This window comes from Allobosea sp. OK403 (assembly GCF_900113835.1).
Lineage (GTDB): Bacteria > Pseudomonadota > Alphaproteobacteria > Rhizobiales > Beijerinckiaceae > Allobosea.
Window position 1 is genome coordinate 976,090 of record NZ_FOQV01000001.1, and the last position, 18,642, is coordinate 994,731.

General features: G+C 65.2%; 15 protein-coding genes. 4 read left to right on the forward strand and 11 right to left on the reverse strand.

Annotation, left to right across the window (positions count from 1 at the left end):
- The first annotated feature begins 55 nt into the window (after positions 1 to 55).
- Complete coding sequence (lexA, locus tag BMZ97_RS04185) at positions 56 to 775, forward strand: transcriptional repressor LexA (protein ID WP_092166609.1); 720 nt, start codon at positions 56 to 58, stop codon at positions 773 to 775.
- On the opposite strand, the gene BMZ97_RS04190 is transcribed toward lexA, so the two are convergent.
- A complete protein-coding gene (locus BMZ97_RS04190; protein ID WP_092165750.1) occupies positions 769 to 3,012 on the reverse strand; it encodes a ComEC/Rec2 family competence protein in 2,244 nt (747 codons plus the stop codon). The genes lexA and BMZ97_RS04190 overlap by 7 nt on opposite strands.
- 200 nt (positions 3,013 to 3,212) lie before the next feature.
- On the opposite strand from BMZ97_RS04190, the gene gltX reads away from it, so the two are divergent.
- The 3 genes from gltX to BMZ97_RS04205 all read left to right on the forward strand — a co-directional run bounded on the left by gltX (position 3,213) and on the right by BMZ97_RS04205 (position 7,330).
- Positions 3,213 to 4,631: a glutamate--tRNA ligase gene (gltX, locus tag BMZ97_RS04195; protein WP_092165752.1), complete on the forward strand. Its 1,419-nt coding sequence runs from the start codon at positions 3,213 to 3,215 to the stop codon at positions 4,629 to 4,631.
- Positions 4,632 to 4,916: 285 nt separating this feature from the next.
- Positions 4,917 to 6,206: a citrate synthase gene (gltA, locus tag BMZ97_RS04200; protein ID WP_092165754.1), complete on the forward strand. Its 1,290-nt coding sequence runs from the start codon at positions 4,917 to 4,919 to the stop codon at positions 6,204 to 6,206.
- A 164-nt stretch (positions 6,207 to 6,370) separates the two neighbouring features.
- Complete coding sequence (locus tag BMZ97_RS04205) at positions 6,371 to 7,330, forward strand: Bug family tripartite tricarboxylate transporter substrate binding protein (protein WP_244546264.1); 960 nt, start codon at positions 6,371 to 6,373, stop codon at positions 7,328 to 7,330.
- Positions 7,331 to 7,338: 8 nt separating this feature from the next.
- On the opposite strand, the gene lpxB is transcribed toward BMZ97_RS04205, so the two are convergent.
- The 10 genes from lpxB to BMZ97_RS04255 all read right to left on the reverse strand — a co-directional run bounded on the left by lpxB (position 7,339) and on the right by BMZ97_RS04255 (position 18,592).
- Positions 7,339 to 8,520 (reverse strand): lipid-A-disaccharide synthase, encoded by a 1,182-nt coding sequence (gene lpxB, locus BMZ97_RS04210; RefSeq protein ID WP_092165759.1) that lies wholly within the window; start codon positions 8,518 to 8,520, stop codon positions 7,339 to 7,341.
- The gene (gene lpxI, locus BMZ97_RS04215; protein ID WP_175525418.1) at positions 8,517 to 9,383 is read right to left on the reverse strand and encodes an LpxI family protein; all 867 of its coding nucleotides are present in this window, start codon (positions 9,381 to 9,383) and stop codon (positions 8,517 to 8,519) included. The genes lpxB and lpxI overlap by 4 nt, the downstream gene beginning before the upstream one ends.
- A complete protein-coding gene (gene lpxA / locus BMZ97_RS04220; protein WP_092165763.1) occupies positions 9,380 to 10,189 on the reverse strand; it encodes an acyl-ACP--UDP-N-acetylglucosamine O-acyltransferase in 810 nt (269 codons plus the stop codon). The genes lpxI and lpxA overlap by 4 nt, the downstream gene beginning before the upstream one ends.
- A 29-nt stretch (positions 10,190 to 10,218) precedes the next feature.
- A complete protein-coding gene (gene fabZ, locus BMZ97_RS04225; protein WP_069693828.1) occupies positions 10,219 to 10,677 on the reverse strand; it encodes a 3-hydroxyacyl-ACP dehydratase FabZ in 459 nt (152 codons plus the stop codon).
- 124 nt (positions 10,678 to 10,801) lie between these two features.
- Positions 10,802 to 11,863, reverse strand: a complete 1,062-nt coding sequence (gene lpxD / locus BMZ97_RS04230) for a UDP-3-O-(3-hydroxymyristoyl)glucosamine N-acyltransferase (RefSeq protein WP_092165765.1) — start codon at positions 11,861 to 11,863, stop codon at positions 10,802 to 10,804.
- 37 nt (positions 11,864 to 11,900) lie between these two features.
- Positions 11,901 to 14,351, reverse strand: coding sequence for an outer membrane protein assembly factor BamA (bamA, locus tag BMZ97_RS04235; RefSeq protein WP_244546265.1), 2,451 nt, complete (start codon positions 14,349 to 14,351; stop codon positions 11,901 to 11,903).
- A gap of 294 nt (positions 14,352 to 14,645) precedes the next feature.
- Entirely contained in the window at positions 14,646 to 15,794 is a 1,149-nt protein-coding gene (gene rseP / locus BMZ97_RS04240; protein WP_092165769.1) for an RIP metalloprotease RseP, read from the reverse strand.
- Positions 15,795 to 15,841: 47 nt separating this feature from the next.
- Complete coding sequence (gene dxr / locus BMZ97_RS04245; protein WP_092165771.1) at positions 15,842 to 16,996, reverse strand: 1-deoxy-D-xylulose-5-phosphate reductoisomerase; 1,155 nt, start codon at positions 16,994 to 16,996, stop codon at positions 15,842 to 15,844.
- A gap of 13 nt (positions 16,997 to 17,009) precedes the next feature.
- Complete coding sequence (locus tag BMZ97_RS04250; RefSeq protein ID WP_092165772.1) at positions 17,010 to 17,834, reverse strand: phosphatidate cytidylyltransferase; 825 nt, start codon at positions 17,832 to 17,834, stop codon at positions 17,010 to 17,012.
- Positions 17,831 to 18,592 carry an isoprenyl transferase gene (locus tag BMZ97_RS04255; RefSeq protein ID WP_092165773.1) on the reverse strand — a complete coding sequence of 254 codons (762 nt, stop codon included), beginning with the start codon at positions 18,590 to 18,592 and terminating at the stop codon, positions 17,831 to 17,833. Before BMZ97_RS04255 ends, BMZ97_RS04250 begins: the two co-directional genes overlap by 4 nt.
- Positions 18,593 to 18,642 lie beyond the last annotated feature (50 nt).

Sequence of the window (18,642 nt, forward strand, 5' to 3'; positions counted from 1 at the left end):
GTGTATGATGTTCGTGATTTGTTTCGAATTCGCGCCGCGGGCGCTGGCGGGGACCATGCTGACACGCAAACAATTCGAATTGCTCCGCTTCATCCAGGAACGCCTGCGTGAAAGCGGCGTGCCGCCCTCCTTCGACGAAATGAAGGACGCGCTCGATCTCCGCTCGAAATCCGGCATTCATCGCCTGATCATGGCCTTGGAGGAGCGGGGCTTCATTCGCCGGCTGCCCAATCGCGCCCGCGCGCTGGAGGTCATCAAGCTTCCCGATGGCGTCGGCACGCCACAGGGCGCGCGTGCGCGCTTCAGCCCCTCCATCGTGCAAGGCGGCCTCGGCCAGGGCGGCGGCCTCGGCAAGGCACGTCCGGCGCCGAGTCCGGAAGAGGATGCGCGGGCCACGATCGCAATCCCGGTGATGGGGCGGATCGCCGCCGGCACGCCGATCTCGGCGATCCAGAGCCGCAGCCACAATGTGGCGCTGCCGGCGGACATGCTCGGCGCCGGTGAGCATTTCGCGCTTGAAGTGCGCGGCGATTCGATGGTCGAGGCCGGCATTCTCGACGGTGACACCGTCGTCATCCGCCGACAGGACACGGCCAATACCGGCGACATCATCGTGGCGCTGATCGATGACGAGGAGGCGACGCTGAAGCGCCTGCGCAAGCGTGGCTCGTCGATCGCGCTTGAAGCCGCAAATCCCGCTTATGAAACCCGTGTGCTCGGCCCCGACCGGGTCAAGATCCAGGGCCGGTTGGTCAATCTGATGCGGCGCTACTGAAGCCGGCCGGGCTCGGCTGCCACATCACCCGTATCAATCCTCTCCGGCTGCCGCGCAGGCGGCGGCGTCGAGGGCCTTGAGCTTGTCGTCGCGCGCTTACGCATCCAAGGGCGGTCGGCATCCTGCCGTTCCGATTGGACTGTGCGCCAGCCACCTGCAGTGCCGATGAGGGAGGTCGCGCCGTCACGGTTCAGGGCCGTCCGGTCGACCAGTTTTGCTGCGCAGGGCGCCGACCAGGGTATCGGCGTGACGACGAGATCGGCGCGCAGGCAATCCTCGATGACGGCGAGCCGGTCTTTCGCATAGGCGATCCGGCGGCCATTGCGGGTGGTGACGACACAGCCTTGCGTATCGCAAGCCGCATTCGTGCGCAGGCTCGCATCCGTGGGCTGCCGCCCATCGCCATCGGCGGTGAGCCATTGTTGCAGCACGAAGCTGCTTGGCCGGCCGGCCAGAATGAAACGGTCGTCGGCTCCGCGCACGACGAGGCCGGAACCGTCGCGTTCGATGACGATATCCGGCCGGTCCGGCTTGGCCGCGACCGTGACGCCCATTACCAGCGGCACGATGGCGAGCAGCCGAAGCTTCGTGCTCCACAGCGTCAGCCAGAGCAGCGTCATTGCAAGGCAGACCAGCGCGGCCTCGCCGAAGGCGGGAATGATCAGCGTCGAGTGGTCGATCGCCGCGACCCAGTGGGCCAGCCGCAGCACGACGTCGGAGGCGGCGCCCATCAGCCACCAGGCTGGCCAATCGAGGCCGAAGGGATAGGCCAGCACGCCGAACACCGCAGCCGGCATGACGAACAGCGAGACGAAGGGCAAGGCGAGCGCATTGCCGAGCAGCCCGAACGGATTGAAGGTCTGAAAATGATAAGCGCCGAACGGGGCCGTCGCCGCCGTCGCCAGCAGGGTTGTGATGACGGTGCCGCTGGCGGCGATCCAGAGGGGACGCAGCGGCCAGGGCCACGGCGATGGCGGCGCGGTCTGATTGCGTTCGTCCCAGCGCTCGGCAAAGGCGATCAGCGCCGCGACCGCCCCGAATGACATCTGGAAGCTCGGCCCGAGCAGCGCTTCGGGCTCGCGCAGCAAGACGATGATCGCCGCCAAGGCAAGGTTGCGCATGCTCAGCGCCGGGCGGTCGATCAGGATTGCGCCGAGCATCACCAGCGTCATGATCAGTGACCTGACGGTTGCGACATCGGAGCCGGAGAAAATGCAATAGGCGGTTGCCCCGATCATGGCGGCAACGGCGGCGATCTTCTTGATCGGCCAACGCAAGGCCAGGGTCTGCGAGAGCGCCAGCAGCGCCCGCACCAGCCAGAGGATCGTGCCGGCGGCGAGCACCATGTGCAGGCCTGAGATCGAGACGACGTGGTAGATGCCCGCCGCGCGCAGATCGGCATTAGTCGTTTCCGTGATCAGGCCGCGCTTGCCGGTCACCAGCGCCGCCGCCATCGCGCCGGCCTGCCCCCCTCCGACGCTGGCGATGCGGGCGGTCAGGGCGTTGCGGGCGCGGTCGATCAGCACGGCTCTCGCGAGTTCGGGCGGGGGCGGGCCTGGCGGCGGCGTCAGCATGATCTTGCCGGGGATGTTGCCGACCGCGCCGATACCGCGAAAGAACGCGTCCCGGCCGAAATCATAGCCGCCCGGTCGCGCCGGACCAGGCGGCGGCAGAAGGCGCGCATTGGCCATGATGTGATCGCCCGGCGCGACTGTCTCCGCCTTGATGTTGACGCGGACGCGTTTGGGCCGTCGCTCCGCTTCGACGCCGGCCATCCCGGTGACCAGCACGACGAGGCGAGCACCTGCATCGCGCGCCTCGACGGATTCGACATAGCCGGTGAGCTGGCCGCTGCGCGGGCGATCCAGGATCGGCGCCATGATCGTCGCGGTGCGCCAGGTCGCCGCCGAGAAGCCGACGAAGACCGCAACGAGCCCGAGACAAACCGGCAAGGCCAGCCGCCGCCGGCGCAGAGCGATGGCGAGGCCGCTTGCAAGCGCGACGCCGGCAAGTGGCGCCCATAGCGCGGGCTCCCGGTCGCCGGCGAAATAGAGCAGAATGCCGATGCCCATCATGACCGGGAACCAGAGGAAGAGCCGCCTGCGCTCCGCCTCGGCGGCGAAGGCCTGTCGCGCCTGCCCGGGCCAATCCCGCCATGTCAGGCCGACATCGCTGCCGAGCCAGGAGACGGCCGGGCGCGACGGCAGGGCGCTGGCCAGCGCGCCGCGTGACTTCATCCGCTCTGACGGTCCCCTATGCACCGCCGCCCCTTCCCCCTGCCCGCCCGCGATCTTGCGCTTAACGCGGGCGGCCGAGCCATGTTACAGGGGCCACGCCGGCTGTCATGTCATGACCGGTGGATTGTCCTGTTTTTGCCGTCCCTTCCTGTTTTGCCTTTGGGCTGCCGATTCACGAGCCCAGCCGGAGCCCAGCCTTCATGAGTGATGCGGTCGTCACGCGCTTTGCCCCCTCGCCCACCGGCTTCCTGCATATCGGCGGAGCGCGGACGGCCCTGTTCAACTGGCTCTATGCGCGCCGCCATGGCGGCAAGATGCTGTTGCGGATCGAGGACACGGACCGCGAGCGCTCGACGGAACCGGCGATCGCCGCGATCCTCGACGGGTTGAGCTGGCTCGGGCTCGATTGGGATGGCGACACCGTCTACCAATTCGCCCGTGCCGAGCGGCATCGCGAGGTGGCGCAGCAGATGCTGGCTGCCGGCAACGCTTATTATTGCTATGCGACGCCGGCCGAGCTCGACGAGATGCGCGAGAAGGCCAAGGCCGAGGGCCGGCCGATGCGCTATGACGGCCGCTGGCGCGATCGTGATCCGGCGACGGCCCCGGTCGGCGTGAAGCCGGTCATCCGCCTGCGCGCGCCGCAGACCGGTGAGACCGTGGTCGAGGACGAGGTCCAGGGCCGCGTCGTCTGGCAGAACGAGAATCTCGACGATCTCGTCCTGCTGCGCTCCGACGGAAACCCGACCTACATGCTGGCTGTGGTGGTCGACGACCATGACATGGGCGTGACCCATGTCATTCGCGGCGACGACCATCTGACCAACGCCGCCCGCCAGACCCAGATCTACCAGGCGATGGGCTGGCAGGTGCCGAGCATGTCGCATATCCCGCTGATCCACGGGGCGGATGGAGCGAAACTCTCCAAGCGCCATGGCGCGCTCGGCGTCGATGCCTATCGCTCCATGGGCTATTTGCCGGTGGCGCTGCGCAATTATCTGCTGCGCCTCGGCTGGAGCCATGGCGACCAGGAGATCTTCTCGACCGACGAGATGATCGCGCTGTTCAACCTGTCCTCGATCGGCCGTTCGCCGGCGCGTTTCGATTACGCCAAGCTGGAGAGCTTGAACGGTCTCTATATGCGCCAATCCACCGATCACGACCTGCTCGCGGCGTTGAAGACGATTCTGCCCGAGATCGGTCCGGCGCGCGGCGTGCCGGCAGAGCTTTCGCCCGAGCTGGAGGCGCGTTTCCTCGCCGCCATGCCTGGCTTGAAGGAGCGCGCCAAGACGCTGATCGAACTTCTCGACAGCGCCTATTATCTTTACGCCCCGCGCCCGCTGCAGCTCGATCAGAAGGCTACAGCCCTGCTCGACGAACCCGCACGCCAGCACCTGCCGGGCCTGGCGGCGAAACTCTCGGCCGTGAACGACTGGTCGCCGGAGGCGCTGGAGGCAGTGGTTCGCGGCTATGCCGAGGAGCATGGGCTCAAGCTCGGCCAGGCTGCGCAGCCCTTGCGCGCCGCCCTGACCGGCCGCGCCATGTCGCCGGGCCTGTTCGACGTCATGGCGGTGCTCGGCCGCGAGGAGACGTTGGCGCGTCTGGCAGATCAGTCATGACGTGGCGAGGGCTCCCTCCCCCTTTCGGCTCTGTTGAACCGCCTCTGCAAATGGTCTAGTGACGCGCCATGTGCCCGGCTCCGCCGCGTGGTGGAAGGGGCACAAATATTGCTTGAATATCAGTTGGATGAACCACCTTCCTGCCCGTATCCGCATTTGCCGTTCCGTCACAGGGCCGTTACGTCCAGGCCTTCGGATGACAGAGATGTCTCGTGCGCAACAATTCGGTGTTGGGCCTGATGGAACAGCGACTGGTCAGCAACGAGCCTGAAAGGATCGGTATCGATGAGCGGAAATAGCAGCCAGCTCCAGGTCGACGGAAAAACCATCGACATGGCGATCAAGAAGGGGTCGATCGGCCCCTCCGTCATCGACATCGCCAAGCTCTACTCGCAAACGGGCATGTTCACTTATGACCCGGGCTTCACCTCCACGGCGAGCTGCGAATCGCAGATCACCTATATCGACGGCGACGAGGGCATCTTGCTCTATCGCGGCTACCCCATCGAGCAGCTCGCCGAGCATGGCGACTTCCTCGAGACCTGCTACCTGCTGCTGGAAGGCGAATTGCCGACCGCCGCGCAGAAGGCCGATTTCGACTATCGCGTGACGCGCCACACCATGGTGCACGAGCAGATGGCCCGCTTCTTCCAGGGTTTCCGCCGCGATGCCCACCCGATGGCGGTGATGGTCGGCTCGATCGGCGCGATGTCGGCGTTCTATCACGACTCGACCGACATCTCCGACCCGCAGCAGCGCATGATCGCCTCGATGCGCATGATCGCGAAGATGCCGACGCTCGCCGCCATGGCGTTCAAATACACCATCGGCCAGCCCTTCGTGTTCCCGCTGAACTCGCTCGATTACACCTCGAACTTCCTGCGCATGTGCTTTGCGGTGCCTGCCGAGGAGTACAAGGTCAATCCGGTGCTGTCGCGCGCGCTCGACCGGATCTTCATCCTGCACGCCGACCATGAGCAGAACGCCTCGACCTCGACGGTCCGGCTCGCCGGCTCGTCGGGCGCCAATCCTTTCGCCTGCATCGCGGCCGGCGCGGCCTGCCTCTGGGGCCCGGCTCATGGCGGCGCCAATGAAGCCGCCCTCAAGATGCTCGAGGAGATCGGCTCGGTTGAGAACATCCCGAAATACATCGCCAAGGCGAAGGACAAGAACGATCCTTTCCGCCTGATGGGCTTCGGCCACCGCGTCTACAAGAACTACGATCCGCGCGCCAAGATCATGCAGAAGACCACGCATGAGGTGCTCAACGAGCTCGGCATCAAGGACGATCCGCTGCTGGACGTCGCCATCGAGCTCGAGCGCATCGCGCTGTCGGACCCCTATTTCATCGAGAAGAAGCTCTATCCGAACATCGATTTCTATTCGGGCATCACGCTGAAGGCGATGGGCTTCCCGACCTCGATGTTCACGGCGCTGTTTGCGCTTGCGCGCACCGTCGGCTGGATCGCGCAGTGGAAGGAAATGATCGAGGATCCGTCCCAGCGCATCGGCCGTCCGCGCCAGCTCTACACCGGCGCCGGCCCGCGCGAATACACCCCGATCGGCCGGCGCTGAAGCATCCGGTCCAGCTGCTGAAAGGCCGCGACGAGCAATCGTCGCGGCCTTTTTATTGCGCAGGATTGATAACTGAGACGCATCTGCGCCTACGCTATCGTCGCTCCATCAATTGGGAGTGCAGTTTTATGTCGAACCAGAACGGCTTGAATCGTCGCGTTTTCCTGACCGGAGCCTCGGCGCTTTCGGTCAGCGGATGTCCCGCGCTCGCGCAGGCGCAGGCCAGCTTCCCAACGCGACCGGTTTCGCTGATCGTCCCCTTCGCCGCCGGCGGCTCCACCGACATCGTCGCCCGTCTCGTCGGCCAGAAGATGGGTGAACTGCTCGGGCAGTCGGTCGTCATTGAGAACCGCGCCGGAGCGGGCGGCAACCTTGGCTCCACCGCCGTTGCCCGCGCCGCACCTGACGGCTACACCATCCTGATGGGCACGATCTCGACCCATGCGCTCAACCCCGCGATCCTCAAGACCGTCACCTTCGATCCGGTCAAGGATTTCACGCCGATCTCGCTGCTGGCCATAGTGCCCAACGTCATGGTCGTGCATCCGGACTTTCCGGCCAAAACGGTGCCAGAAGTCATCAAGCTGCTGAAGGAAAACCCCGGCAAATACGCCTATGCGTCGTCGGGTGTCGGCACGCCGCTGCATCTGTCGGGCGAGCTGTTCAAGTCGCTCGGCGGCGTCAGCATGAACCATGTGCCCTATCGCGGCGCGGGCCCCGCCTTGAACGATGTGGTCTCGGGCGCAGTGCCGATCATGTTCGACAACCTGCCCTCCTCCGCGCAATTCATCCGCACGGGGCAATTGCGCGCCATCGGCGTCACCACCAAGGCCCGGGTCTCGTCCTTTCCCGACATCCCGACCATCGCCGAGGGCGGCCTGACCGGCTATGAGACCTATACTTGGAATGCGCTGTTCGGGCCGGCTAATCTGCCTCGCCCCATCGTCGACAAGCTCAACAGCGTGGCGAACACGGCACTGACCGATGCCAATGTGAAGCAGCGCCTCAACGACGTCAGCGCCGAGATCATCGGCTCGACACCCGAAGCGCTCGGCGAACACGTCAAGATCGAGGTGGCGAAATGGTTCCCGATCGCCAAGGCGTCAGGCGCGGCGCTCGAGTGAACCGGGGTTCAACCCCGCACCGCATCATCTGATGCAAGCAAGGCCAGCGCGGCCTCGACGGCATTCGCCGCCGGGCTCGCGCCGGCCGAACGCATGATCGTCTCGACCTCGTCGAAACCGGCCAATTGGCGAGCACGTGCCTCGCCCTCGGGGATGATCGCCAGAACCTCCCGGCTCAATGTCTCAGGCGTCGCCGTCTCCTGGATGAATTCGGGCACGACACTGCGCCCCAGGATCAGGTTCGGCAGGATCACGCTCGGCAACTTGATCAAGCGCTTGGCGATTGCGGCTTCCCAATTGGCGCCGCGATAGGCGGCAACCGTGGGGATTTGTGCCAGAGCGAGCTCGAGCGTGACGGTGCCCGATGCTGCAAGCGCCGCGCGTGCCCCGCGGAAGGCTGCGAGCTTGTTGACCTCGCCGGTGACGATCTCGGGCTTGACCGGCCAGGAAGCGACGGCTTCGCCGATCAGGCCCCGAAGATGTGTGACAGCCGGCAAGACGAAGCGCACCTGCGGCCGCTCGGCGGCGATCAGCGCCACGGCCTGCCCGAAAGCCGGCATCAGGTGATTGATCTCGGAGCGACGGCTGCCTGGCAGGATCAGGATTTCCGGTCGCTCGCTATCGGCGCGGCGAGCAGCTTCATCGGCGTTCGGGCGCAGATCGGCCAGGCGCTCCATCAGCGGGTGACCGACATAGACCGTGCTTGGCCCATGCAACCGCGCCAATGCGGCCGGCTCGAAGGGCAGCAATGCCAGAATGCGGTCGACATGTGGTGCCATGCGCCGTGCCCGCCCCGAACGCCAGGCCCAGACGCTGGGGCAGACCCAATGCACGATCGGGACCGCCGGCGCGCGGGCTCGAACCTTCTTGGCGACGCGCAAAGAAAAGTCCGGGCTGTCGATCGTCAGCAGCAGATCGGGCGCGAAGGCGGCAATGCCCTTCGCCGCATCCGACATCCGCCGCAGCAGCAGCGGCAAACGCGCGATGACGGGCCCAAATCCCATCACGGCGATATCGGCTTGCGGGAACAGCGGGACGAGCCCCTGCGCGATCAGGCTCTCTCCGCCCACGCCCGTGAGTTCGAGCGGCCGCTCGCCCAAGCGCGCGCGCAGCGCCACGAGGAAACGCGTCGCCAGCGCGTCGCCCGAGGCTTCACCCGCGATGATGGCAAGTCGGAATGGCCGGCTCATATGACCCCCTCGACGAAGACGCCGAGCTGATCGGCAAGCCGGCCGAGTTTGCCGCGATCACCGACGAGCACGCGGCCGGTCCTGAGCGCGATACCGGCAAGGCCCGCCTCTGCGATGTTGCGCAAGGTATCGGGACCGATCGCCGGCATGTCGACGCGCAAGTCCTGGCCCTCCTTCGGGGCCTTGACCAGAACGCCGTCGCCCCTGGCGATCTTGAGCCGACCGCTGGAGGCGAGCTCGGCGACACGCCGGATCATCGCATCGGTGCCCTCGGCCGCTTCTATCGCGACGATGCGATGATCGGCCAGGATCGCCGCCTGCCCGACATCGAAAGGGGCGAGCGCGGACAGCATGGAGAAGCCGCGCGCAATCAATTCATGCTGGGCCGGCGTGGCGACCTTGCGGCCGAGCGCACCCATTGGGGCGGTCAATTCCGGCGCGATCTCGGCGGGACCGTGGACGCGAAAGCCGCGCTCCTCGAAGAAGCGGACGACGCCGCGCAGCAAATGGTCGTCTCCACCCTGAAAGGCGCGCGCAAAATGAGGCAGATATTTCAAGGTCGAGGCTTCCGGCCTCAGCGCGCCGAAGCTCGGGCGCGGCAGCGAACCGATCAGGACGAGATCGGCGATTTCCCGACGGCGCAAATCGTCGAGCAGCCGTCCGAGTTGGCCGAGCCTGTAGGAGGTGAGCTCGAGCGCGCCGAAACGTGCCGGGTCAGCCGCACCATCGAGCGCGGCGACAAATAGGCCGTGGCCATCCCGGGCCGCGATTTCGGCAAGAGCAGGCGGAAAATCGCCGCCGCCGGCGATGATCGCGAGCGGCCCGCGCACCACCGCCACCGACTCTGGATGAGCAGCCGTCACCGATCCGGCGCGTTGACGTCGCGCGGGACGCAGATCGCCCTCTCGTTGCCGTTGCGGATGAAATCGAGAATTTCGTGAATCAGGGGATGGGCGGCAAACTCGCTGGCGACATCCTCGACGCGCTCCGACAAGGTGCCTTCATCGGCGAAGAGCAGCCTGTAGGCACGACGCAATTCATGAATCTGCTCGCGCGAGAAACCGCGTCGCTTGAGCCCGACGAGATTGAGACCGGCCAAGTGAGCCGGATTGTCGCGCACCAGGCCGAAGGGGATGACATCGTTATGGACGCCGGAGCCGCCGCCGACGAACGCGTGATCGCCGACGCGGATGAATTGCTGGAGTCCAGCGCCGCCATTGACGATGACGAAGTTCCCAATGGTGACATGGCCTGCGCACATGACATTATTGGAGAAGATGACGTTGTTGCCGATGTGGCTGTCATGGCCGACATGCGAATTGGCAAGGAAGAAGCAACGGTCGCCGACCGTGGTCTTCATGCCACCGCCCTCGGTGCCGGGGTTCATCGTCACACCTTCGCGGATCAGGCAATCGGCACCGATCGTCAGCGTCGAGGGCTCGCCGCGGTACTTCACATCCTGCGGCGGGTGGCCGATCGAGGCGAAGGGATAAAGCTTCGTGCGCTCGCCGATCGTCGTGAAACCCGCGACCACCACATGGCTGATCAGTTCGACATTATCGGCCAGGGTCACGTCGGGTCCGACAGTACAAAACGGGCCGATCTGAACACCCGCCCCAAGGCGCGCTTTCGGATCGACGACCGACATTGGGTGAATGGTCACGCTCATGGAATCGCTGTCCTGACCTTTGCTGACCGTCAAACCACCATGGCCGAAAGATCGGCCTCAGCGACCAGGACCCCATCGACCCGGGCCTCGCCGCGATAGAAGTAGAGATTACGCTTGCGAGTCACCTTCGTCAGGTGGAAGCGCAGCGTGTCGCCTGGAATGACCGGCTTGCGGAACTTGGCCTTGTCGATCGTGGTGAAGAGCACGGTGCTGACGGCCGGATCGTCGCTGCCCCTGGCATTGACGACAAGGACGCCGGCGGTCTGCGCCATCGCCTCGATCATCAGCACGCCGGGGAAAACCGGGCGGCCAGGAAAATGCCCGGTGAACTGAGGCTCGTTCATCGTCACGTTCTTGATGCCGATGCCGGAATCCTCGCCGTCGATCTCAACGACGCGATCGACCAGCAGGAACGGATAGCGATGGGGGATGCAGGCCATGATCCTCTGGATGTCCGCCACACCCAGGGTTTTCGTCGCGTCGTTCATGGTGTCCCCATTATCCATCCGGGCCCCGCGCTGGGCACCGCATTTTCCATTCGTTCTAGAGCCGGAGCGATCTAGGTGATGCAATCCTTGCCTGTCATGCCATGGCCGACAGCAATGGATCTTGTCAAACGTCCGAGCGATCCGAGGTCTTGCCGCGCTTGGCGACCAGCGACTTCAGCAGGGCGCTCTCGCGCGCCCAGCTCAGCGCGGGCTGGGCGGGATAGCCACCATAGCGCGCGCCGCGCGGCACATCGCCCGCGACGCCGCTTTGAGCTGCGACCTGCGCGCCCATGCCGATCGTCAGATGGCCGGCAAGCCCGACCTGACCGCCGAGGACGACGAAATCCTCCAGCGTCGACGAGCCGGCGATGCCGACCTGGGAGACGATGACGCAGTGGCGCCCGATGACGACATTATGGCCGATCTGGACCAGGTTATCGATCTTGGTGCCCTCGCCGATCACCGTATCCCGGCTCGCGCCGCGGTCGATGCAGGTGTTGGCGCCGATCTCGACATCGTCCTGGATGATGACGCGCCCGATCTGCGGCACCTTCATGTGCCCTTTCGGGCTCATCGCGAAGCCGAAACCGTCCTGGCCGATGCGCACGCCGGGGTGAATGATGACGCGGTTGCCGATGAGGGTCGATTGCAATGTGCTGCCCGAACCGATCGCACAATCGCGCCCAATGCGGACCTGCGGTCCGATGACGGCATGGGAGCCGACCACGGTCCCAGCCCCGATCTCGGCGCCAGGGCCGATGACCGCGCCGGGATCGACCGTGACACCCGCCTCCAGAACGGCCGTCGCGTGAACGAAGGCGCCAGGTGCCACGCCTTGCGAGCCGAACATCGAGCCTGGCTTCAAGGCCGTCGGGAAGAAGCGGGCGAGCACCCGGGCAAAGGCATGGTAGGGGGTGTTGGAAACCAGCGCGGTGGTGCCAGCCGGCACCCGCATGGCGAAGCGCGACGACACCAGGCACAGCCCTGCGCCCGTCGCCGCCAGGGCATCGGTATATTTCGGGTTGTCCATATAGGCGAGGTCGGACGGACCAGCAGCCTCGAGGGCTGCTGCGCCCGTGATCATGCGAGCCGCATCGGCGCCTTCCGGCAAAGCGGCGCCCGAAATGGCTGCGACCTCGCCGAAGCTGAGCGAGGTCGCCAAGGGAAAGAACTGAGGGTCTGACATCGAGAAGATCCGGGACGGGGCAAGCTGCCCCGTCGCGTCAGAATCGCGTGCCGCCGGAGAAGCGGAAGGCCTGCAGCCGGTCGCCGCCGAGCTTCACGCCAGAGGCCGGGTCGCGATAGCCGTCATCCTTCGACAGGGCATAAGCATAGTCGAAGCGGATCGGGCCGAGCGGCGACTGCCACAGCAGGCTGACGCCGACCGAAGACCGGATGACATTCTTGTCGCGAACGCAGGCCTGGTTGCTCTGATACGTCGAGTTGGAGGCGACGTTGAACTGACGTGCCTCGGTTCCCGCCGGGCAGCCCGTGAGGGCCACCTTGTTGCCGCCCTCGTAATTGAACAGCGTACCGGCATCGGCGAAGACCGCTCCGCGCAAGCCGAGATCACGCGGCAAGCCGAAGATCGGGAATTGCACTTCGAGCGTGCCACCGAAATAGGTGGTGCCGCCGAGTGCGTTGGTCGTCGGGTCGGTCGGATTGAGCGTCGTGCCGATATCGCGCGGGCCGATACCCGAGGGCGCAAAGCCGCGCACCAGGCTCGGTCCGAGGAAGTAGTGGTCGATCATGCGCAGATTGCCGCTGGTCGCCTGGACATGGCCACCTTGCACACGAGCGAAGCCGACGACATCGTCGAAGATCTCGCGGTAATAGCGGGCATCCGCCGCGATGCGCAGGAACTTCGAATCGCCGCCGACGCCAGCGAATTCCGGCTTGATCTCGGCCAGGAAGCCGTTGCGCGGGTTCTGGTAGTTGTCGAGCGAGTTGTAGTTGAAGTTCAGGCCGACCAGCGAGGTCAGCGTGGTGCCGACTGCTTCCTTGACCGCGATCGTCGCCTCGCCATTGGTGACACAGTTATAGGTCCTGTCCGCCCCGATCGCCCCATCCGTTCCCGGCGTAACGCCAGCCAGCGGCGCGGAGCAGTCGTTATAGGGACGGGATACCGTGTTCGGAACCGTGATCTCGGTCGTATAGAGCGAATAGCGCGGCGTGATCGAAAACTCTTCCGTGATCGGGAAGGTCAGGCGCACCTGCCCGCCATTCACGCGGCTTTCGAAACGGCCCGTGTTGTAGTTGTCGTTGAACTTCGAGAACAGATCGAAACCCGCTCCGATCCGGCGGCCGAGGAAGTACGGCTCCGTGAAGGAGAAATCGACGCCCTGCGTGCGCTGGCCGAGTGTGCCGGCGATACGAACGAACTGGCCGCGGCCGAGGAAGTTCGACTCCGACAACGAGACTTCGCCGATGACGCCGTCCGAGGTCGAGTAACCGCCGGCAATCGAGAACGAACCGGTCGCCTTGTCCTCGACATCGATATTGACGATGACGCGGTCAGGCGTCGAGCCCGGCTCGTTGGTGACACGCACCTTGCTGAAGAAGCCAAGGTTGTTGAGGCGGCGCTCGGCCCGGTCGACCAGAACCTTGTTGTAGGCGTCACCCTCACCGAGATCGAGCTCGCGGCGCACGACATAGTCGCGCGTACGGGTGTTGCCGCGCACATTGATGCGCTCGACATAGACCCGCGGACCTTCGTCGATGACATAGGTGATGCCGATCTGGCGCCCGGCAGAATCGCGGTCGCCGCGCGGACGAACCTGCGCGAAGGCATAGCCACGGCGCGAAACTTCCGTCGTCAAAGCCACCAGCGACTTCTCGACCGCCTCGGCATTGTAGGTATCGCCAGCGGAGGTCGCGATGACGCGCTGCAGCGCATTGGGATCGATGTCGGGCAGCTTGGAATCAACCGCCACATTGCCGACGCGGTATTGCGGACCTTCATCAACCGCGATGTCGATGACCCAGCCACCCTGCGCCTCGTCGAAGCGGGCGTTGTTCGAGACGATCTGGAAGTCGGCATAGCCGTTCTTCAGATAGAAACGACGGATAAGCTCGAGATCGGAAGAGATCCGGTCGGCCTCATAGACGTCGGAGGTCTTGATGAAGCTGAGGAAGTTCGACTCGGTCGAGGTCATCAGACCGCGCAGACGCCCCGACGAGTAAACGCCATTGCCGCTGAAATTGATCGACTTGATGCCGGTCTTGCCGCTCTCGACGATGGTGAAGACCACATCCGAGCGCCCGTTCGGCAGCGGAGCGATACGGCCGCTCACCGAGGCCAGACCGTAACCGGCGCGGCGATAGGCGTCCTTCAGACGCTGAACGTCGGCATCGATCAGCGCCTGGCTCATCGGGCCTTGCGCTTTCGACTGGACCTGCTGGAGCAGCACATCGCTCTTCAGGCGGCGGTTACCCTCGAAGGCGACACGGTTGATCGTGTCGTTTTCCCTGACCGCGATCACGGTCTGCGATCCGCGGCGGCTGACCTGCACGCTGGAGAACAGGCCGGTAGCCATCAGATTCTGACGGATATCCTGGGGGGCGGTCGAGCCCTGCCCGGCCGCATAGGTGCGGATCGTCTCCGCATCGACGCTTCTGTTGCCCTGGACAATCACGGCCTGCGCGAACACTACGCCACCGCTTACGGCCAACATAAAGGCCGAAAGTCCGACTGATCGAGAGAGCCGCAGCTTGAAAGACAGGCTCTTTTGGGTCGACGTCATCGGGTCGCCTATTCCATTTTCTCGGGTCGCCACCCCAGACGGGGACCACCGCCTAGGGGCAGCGGCATGGCGACATTGCAGTCCAAACGCTTCTACAAAGTTTCCTGCAGGACGCAAACCGCCATTGTCGTTAACAAAATATTTTTAAGCGCCTCGTTGCCAGGAGGCCACGCGTCCTGCCGCGTTTCCGCCGCAAAGCGGCGCGGTCAGAACGTGGAAATCCGGTCAAAGCTGCGAATGGACGTGAAGAATGTCATTCCAGGTCACGAACAGCATCAGCATCAGGACGAGGCAGGCCCCGACGCGGAAGCCGATTTCCTGAGCACGTTCACTGAGCGGCCGGCCGCGAAGTGTTTCTATCGCGTAGAACATGAGATGCCCGCCATCGAGTATCGGGACCGGGAGCAGGTTCATCAGGCCAATCGAAACTGACAGGATCGCCGCCAGGTTGATCAGGCCCAGAAACCCGCCATTCGACGCCACCAGGCCGGAAACCTGGGCGATCCGGATCGGCCCCGACAGCTGGTCGGTCGATTCGCGCCCGCTGACCAATTTGCCGATGTAATCATAGGTCTGCTTGACCACGAACCAGGTCTCGGAGACGCCGTTGTGCAGCGATTCCAGCGGCCCGAAATGCTGGACTTTCCAATCCTCCGCCTTGCGCGATGCCTCGACGCCGATGACTCCAATCCGCTGTTTTCCAAGCGGCGAGGTCGTCTCGACCAAGGCAGGCGTCACCGGAATCGTCAGCTTGGCACCGGCGCGCTCGACGGTGACCGAGACCACCTCGTTGGGCCGTACCGAGATGATGCGCTGCATGTCGCTGAAGCTGCCGATCGGCTGGCCGTCGATCGCGATGACGAGATCGCCCGCCTGCAAGCCTGCTCGTTGGGCAGCGCTGTCGGCCTTGACCTGATCGACCCTGGGGATCAGCACTTGCTTGCCGAACAGGAACACGGTGGCAGAGAAGATGAAGATAGCGAGCAGGAAATTGGCGATCGGCCCGGCCGCAACGATAGCGGCTCGTTCGCCGATCGACTGCGCTGGGAAGGAGCGCGCCCGCTCCTGCGGCGTCATCTGCGCGACTTCGGCATTGTCGGGCGCACTCGATGCATCGGCGTCGCCGGAGAACTTCACATAGCCGCCGAGCGGGATCAGGGCGATGCGCCAGCGCGTTCCGTACTTGTCGTTGAAGCCGTAGATCTCACGACCGAAGCCGATCGAGAACACCTTCACATCGACGCCGCACCAGCGGCCGACGAGGAAATGCCCGAGTTCATGGATGAAGACGACGATGGCGAGGACGAACAGAAACGGCACGAGATAGCCCAACAGGGAGCCGCCCGCATTCCAGATTGTCGCTACGAATTCCATCAACAACTCCCGATCTGTCGCCCTTAGGTGACAGCGAAAGGGGTCTACTACAAGAGCGCCCGCGCTCGCTTTCTCGCATCTTGGTCAATAGCGAGGGCGGCCGCCACGTCCGCCGGAGCCGCCATCTGCGGCGCCGATTGGCTGCAGACGGCCTCCACCAATGCGGCGATTCCAGGAAAGCTGATCGCGCCGGCGAGATAAGCTGCGACGGCTATCTCATTGGCCGCGTTGAGGATCGCCGGCATGGCGCCACCTTGTGCCAACGCCGCCATGGCAAGGCCGAGCGCCGGAAAGCGCACGAGATCGGGACGCTCGAAGGCGAGCGGCGCTGTCAGCGCAAGGTCCAGAAAGCGCGCCGGCGGCGCATCGAGCCGACCGTCCACACCCAGGCAATGGGCAGCGGCGACGCGCATATCCGGCACGGCCATGCCGGCGCTGACCGAGCCGTCGCGGAAGGTCACGAGCCCATGGACGATCTGCTGCGGATGCACCAGCACATCGAGCTGGTCATGGCGCAATCCGAACAGGAAGCAGGCCTCGATCAGCTCCAGCCCCTTGTTCATCATGCTGGCGGAATCGATCGTGATCTTGGCGCCCATCGCGTAGTTGGGATGAGCCAGCGCCTGCTCCGGCCGTGCTGCGGCAATGTCCTCGACGCTCCAGGTGCGGAAGGGTCCGCCCGAAGCCGTCAGCGTCATCGTGCGGATGGCCGAGATCGGCTCGCTACCAAGGACTTGGAACAAAGCGTTGTGTTCGGAATCGAGCGGCAGGATCCGCACGCCAACCGCTTGCGCGCGCGCCATGACGGCGGCTCCGGCGCAAACGAGGCTTTCCTTATTGGCGAGCGCCACGACCCTGCCTGGCGTCAGCGCCGCGAAGGTCGCCTCCAACCCTGCCGCTCCGGAAATCGCGCTGACGACGATATCGCTCGGCATCGCCACGGCGTCGAACACGGCCGAACGCCCTGCGCCATGGGCGATGCCGCTGCCCGACAACGCCTCCGCCAGCGCCGCCGCACCGCCCTCGTCTGCCAGCGCCGCGAAACGCGCCCCGGTCTCGATGGCGACCTTGGCGAGCGCCGCCGCATCCTTGCCGCCGACAACAGCCGAGATCGCCAGACGATCGGGATTCTCGGCGACGACCTCGCGGGTCGAGCGGCCGATCGAGCCCGTGGCGCCGAGCAGGGTGACGGTGCGAAGCATCGGGTTCTCTACGTCAAAGACGCGTCAGGAAGAGCAGCAGGCCAGCGAAGATCAGCACGGCCCAATAGCCGTCCAGACGATCCAGGAAACCGCCATGGCCGGGGATCAATCGGCTCGAATCCTTCGCTCCGAAGCGCCGCTTGATGGCGGATTCGAAAAGATCGCCAGCCTGGCTGAGGACGGAGGCCGCGAACGACGCGGCAATCGCGAGGCCTGGCCCGACGACCATCGCCGCCTGAGGCGTCAGTGCCCAGACCGCGTAGCCTCCGAGCGTGCCTGCCATCGTGCCGCCAATCGCGCCGGACCAGGTTTTCTTCGGGCTGAAGCGCGGCATCAATTTGGGGCCGCCCAGCGTGCGGCCCGTGAAATAGGCCGCGATGTCGGTGAACCAGACCGCAGCGAAGCTCCAGATGATCAGAGCCAGGCCAAGATCGGGAACTGCGCGCAAGGCCGGCGTGATGAGCGCGAAGGCCAGCGCATAGGCGACACCGCAGATTTCGAGCGCCAGGCGATTCTGGGTCAAGGGCGTCAGCACTGCGCCACACAGGGCCAACGCAGCCGCGACGCCGGCCAGCGCCGGCGGGCTTGCCGGCGAAAACCCGAGCAGCAATCCCGCAAGCACGACTCCGATACCTGTCGCGACCGCGTTCTGGCGACTGACGATCGAGAGCCACTCATAAGCGACAAGGCCCGCCACGAGCGTCCAGACCAACCGGAACGGCCAGCCGCCCCAAAGCGTCGCAGCAAGAATGCCCGCCGCCAGGACAAGGGCCGACGCAACCCGCAGCTTCAGTTCGCTGGAGGCGACCGGCGCGGCGTCGGAGCGCGGCTCATTCACGCTGCCCCCACATTGCGGTCTGCGGGCTCGGACACTCCGCCGAAGCGGCGCTCGCGACGACGATACTCCGCGAGCGCGTCTTCCAGAGCGGCGCGGTCGAAGTCCGGCCAGAGCACCGGCGAGAAGACGAATTCGGCATAGGCTGCCTGCCAGAGCAGGAAATTCGAGATGCGCGTCTCGCCGGAGGTGCGGATCACCAGTTCCGGGTCGGGCAGATCCCTCGTGTCCAGGCGGCTCGAGAACAGAGCCTCGTCGATCGCGCTCGCCGCAATGCGGCCGGCAGCAACCTCGGCGGCCAGCGCGCGTGCCGTGCGGACGATCTCGTCGCGCGAGCCATAGTTGAAGGCGATGGCGAGCGTCATGCCGGTATTGTTGCAGGTCATGGCTTCGGCATGCTCGACCAGACGACGCAGATCCGGAGCGAGATCCTCGCGGCCGCCAATGATGCGGACCTTCACCCCGGAGGCGTCGAGCTCGGCGAGATCCTTTTCGACGAAACGCTTCAGCAGGCCCATCAGGAAGGAGACCTCGGCCTGGGGCCGGCGCCAGTTCTCGGTCGAGAAGCTGTAGAGCGTCAGCACCGCGATGCCGAGCTCGCCCGCGTTCTTGACCGTGCGGCGCAGGGCCTCAAGCCCGCGCCGATGACCTTCCTGACGCGGCAGGCCGCGCATCTGCGCCCAACGCCCATTGCCATCCATGATGATGGCGACATGGCTGGGGCCTGCGGGCTGCTGCCCCTGACGCTGGCCTGCTGACATTCCTATGCCTCGTTCGGCCTAGCGCCGTGATGAGCGTCGCGCGGGGCATT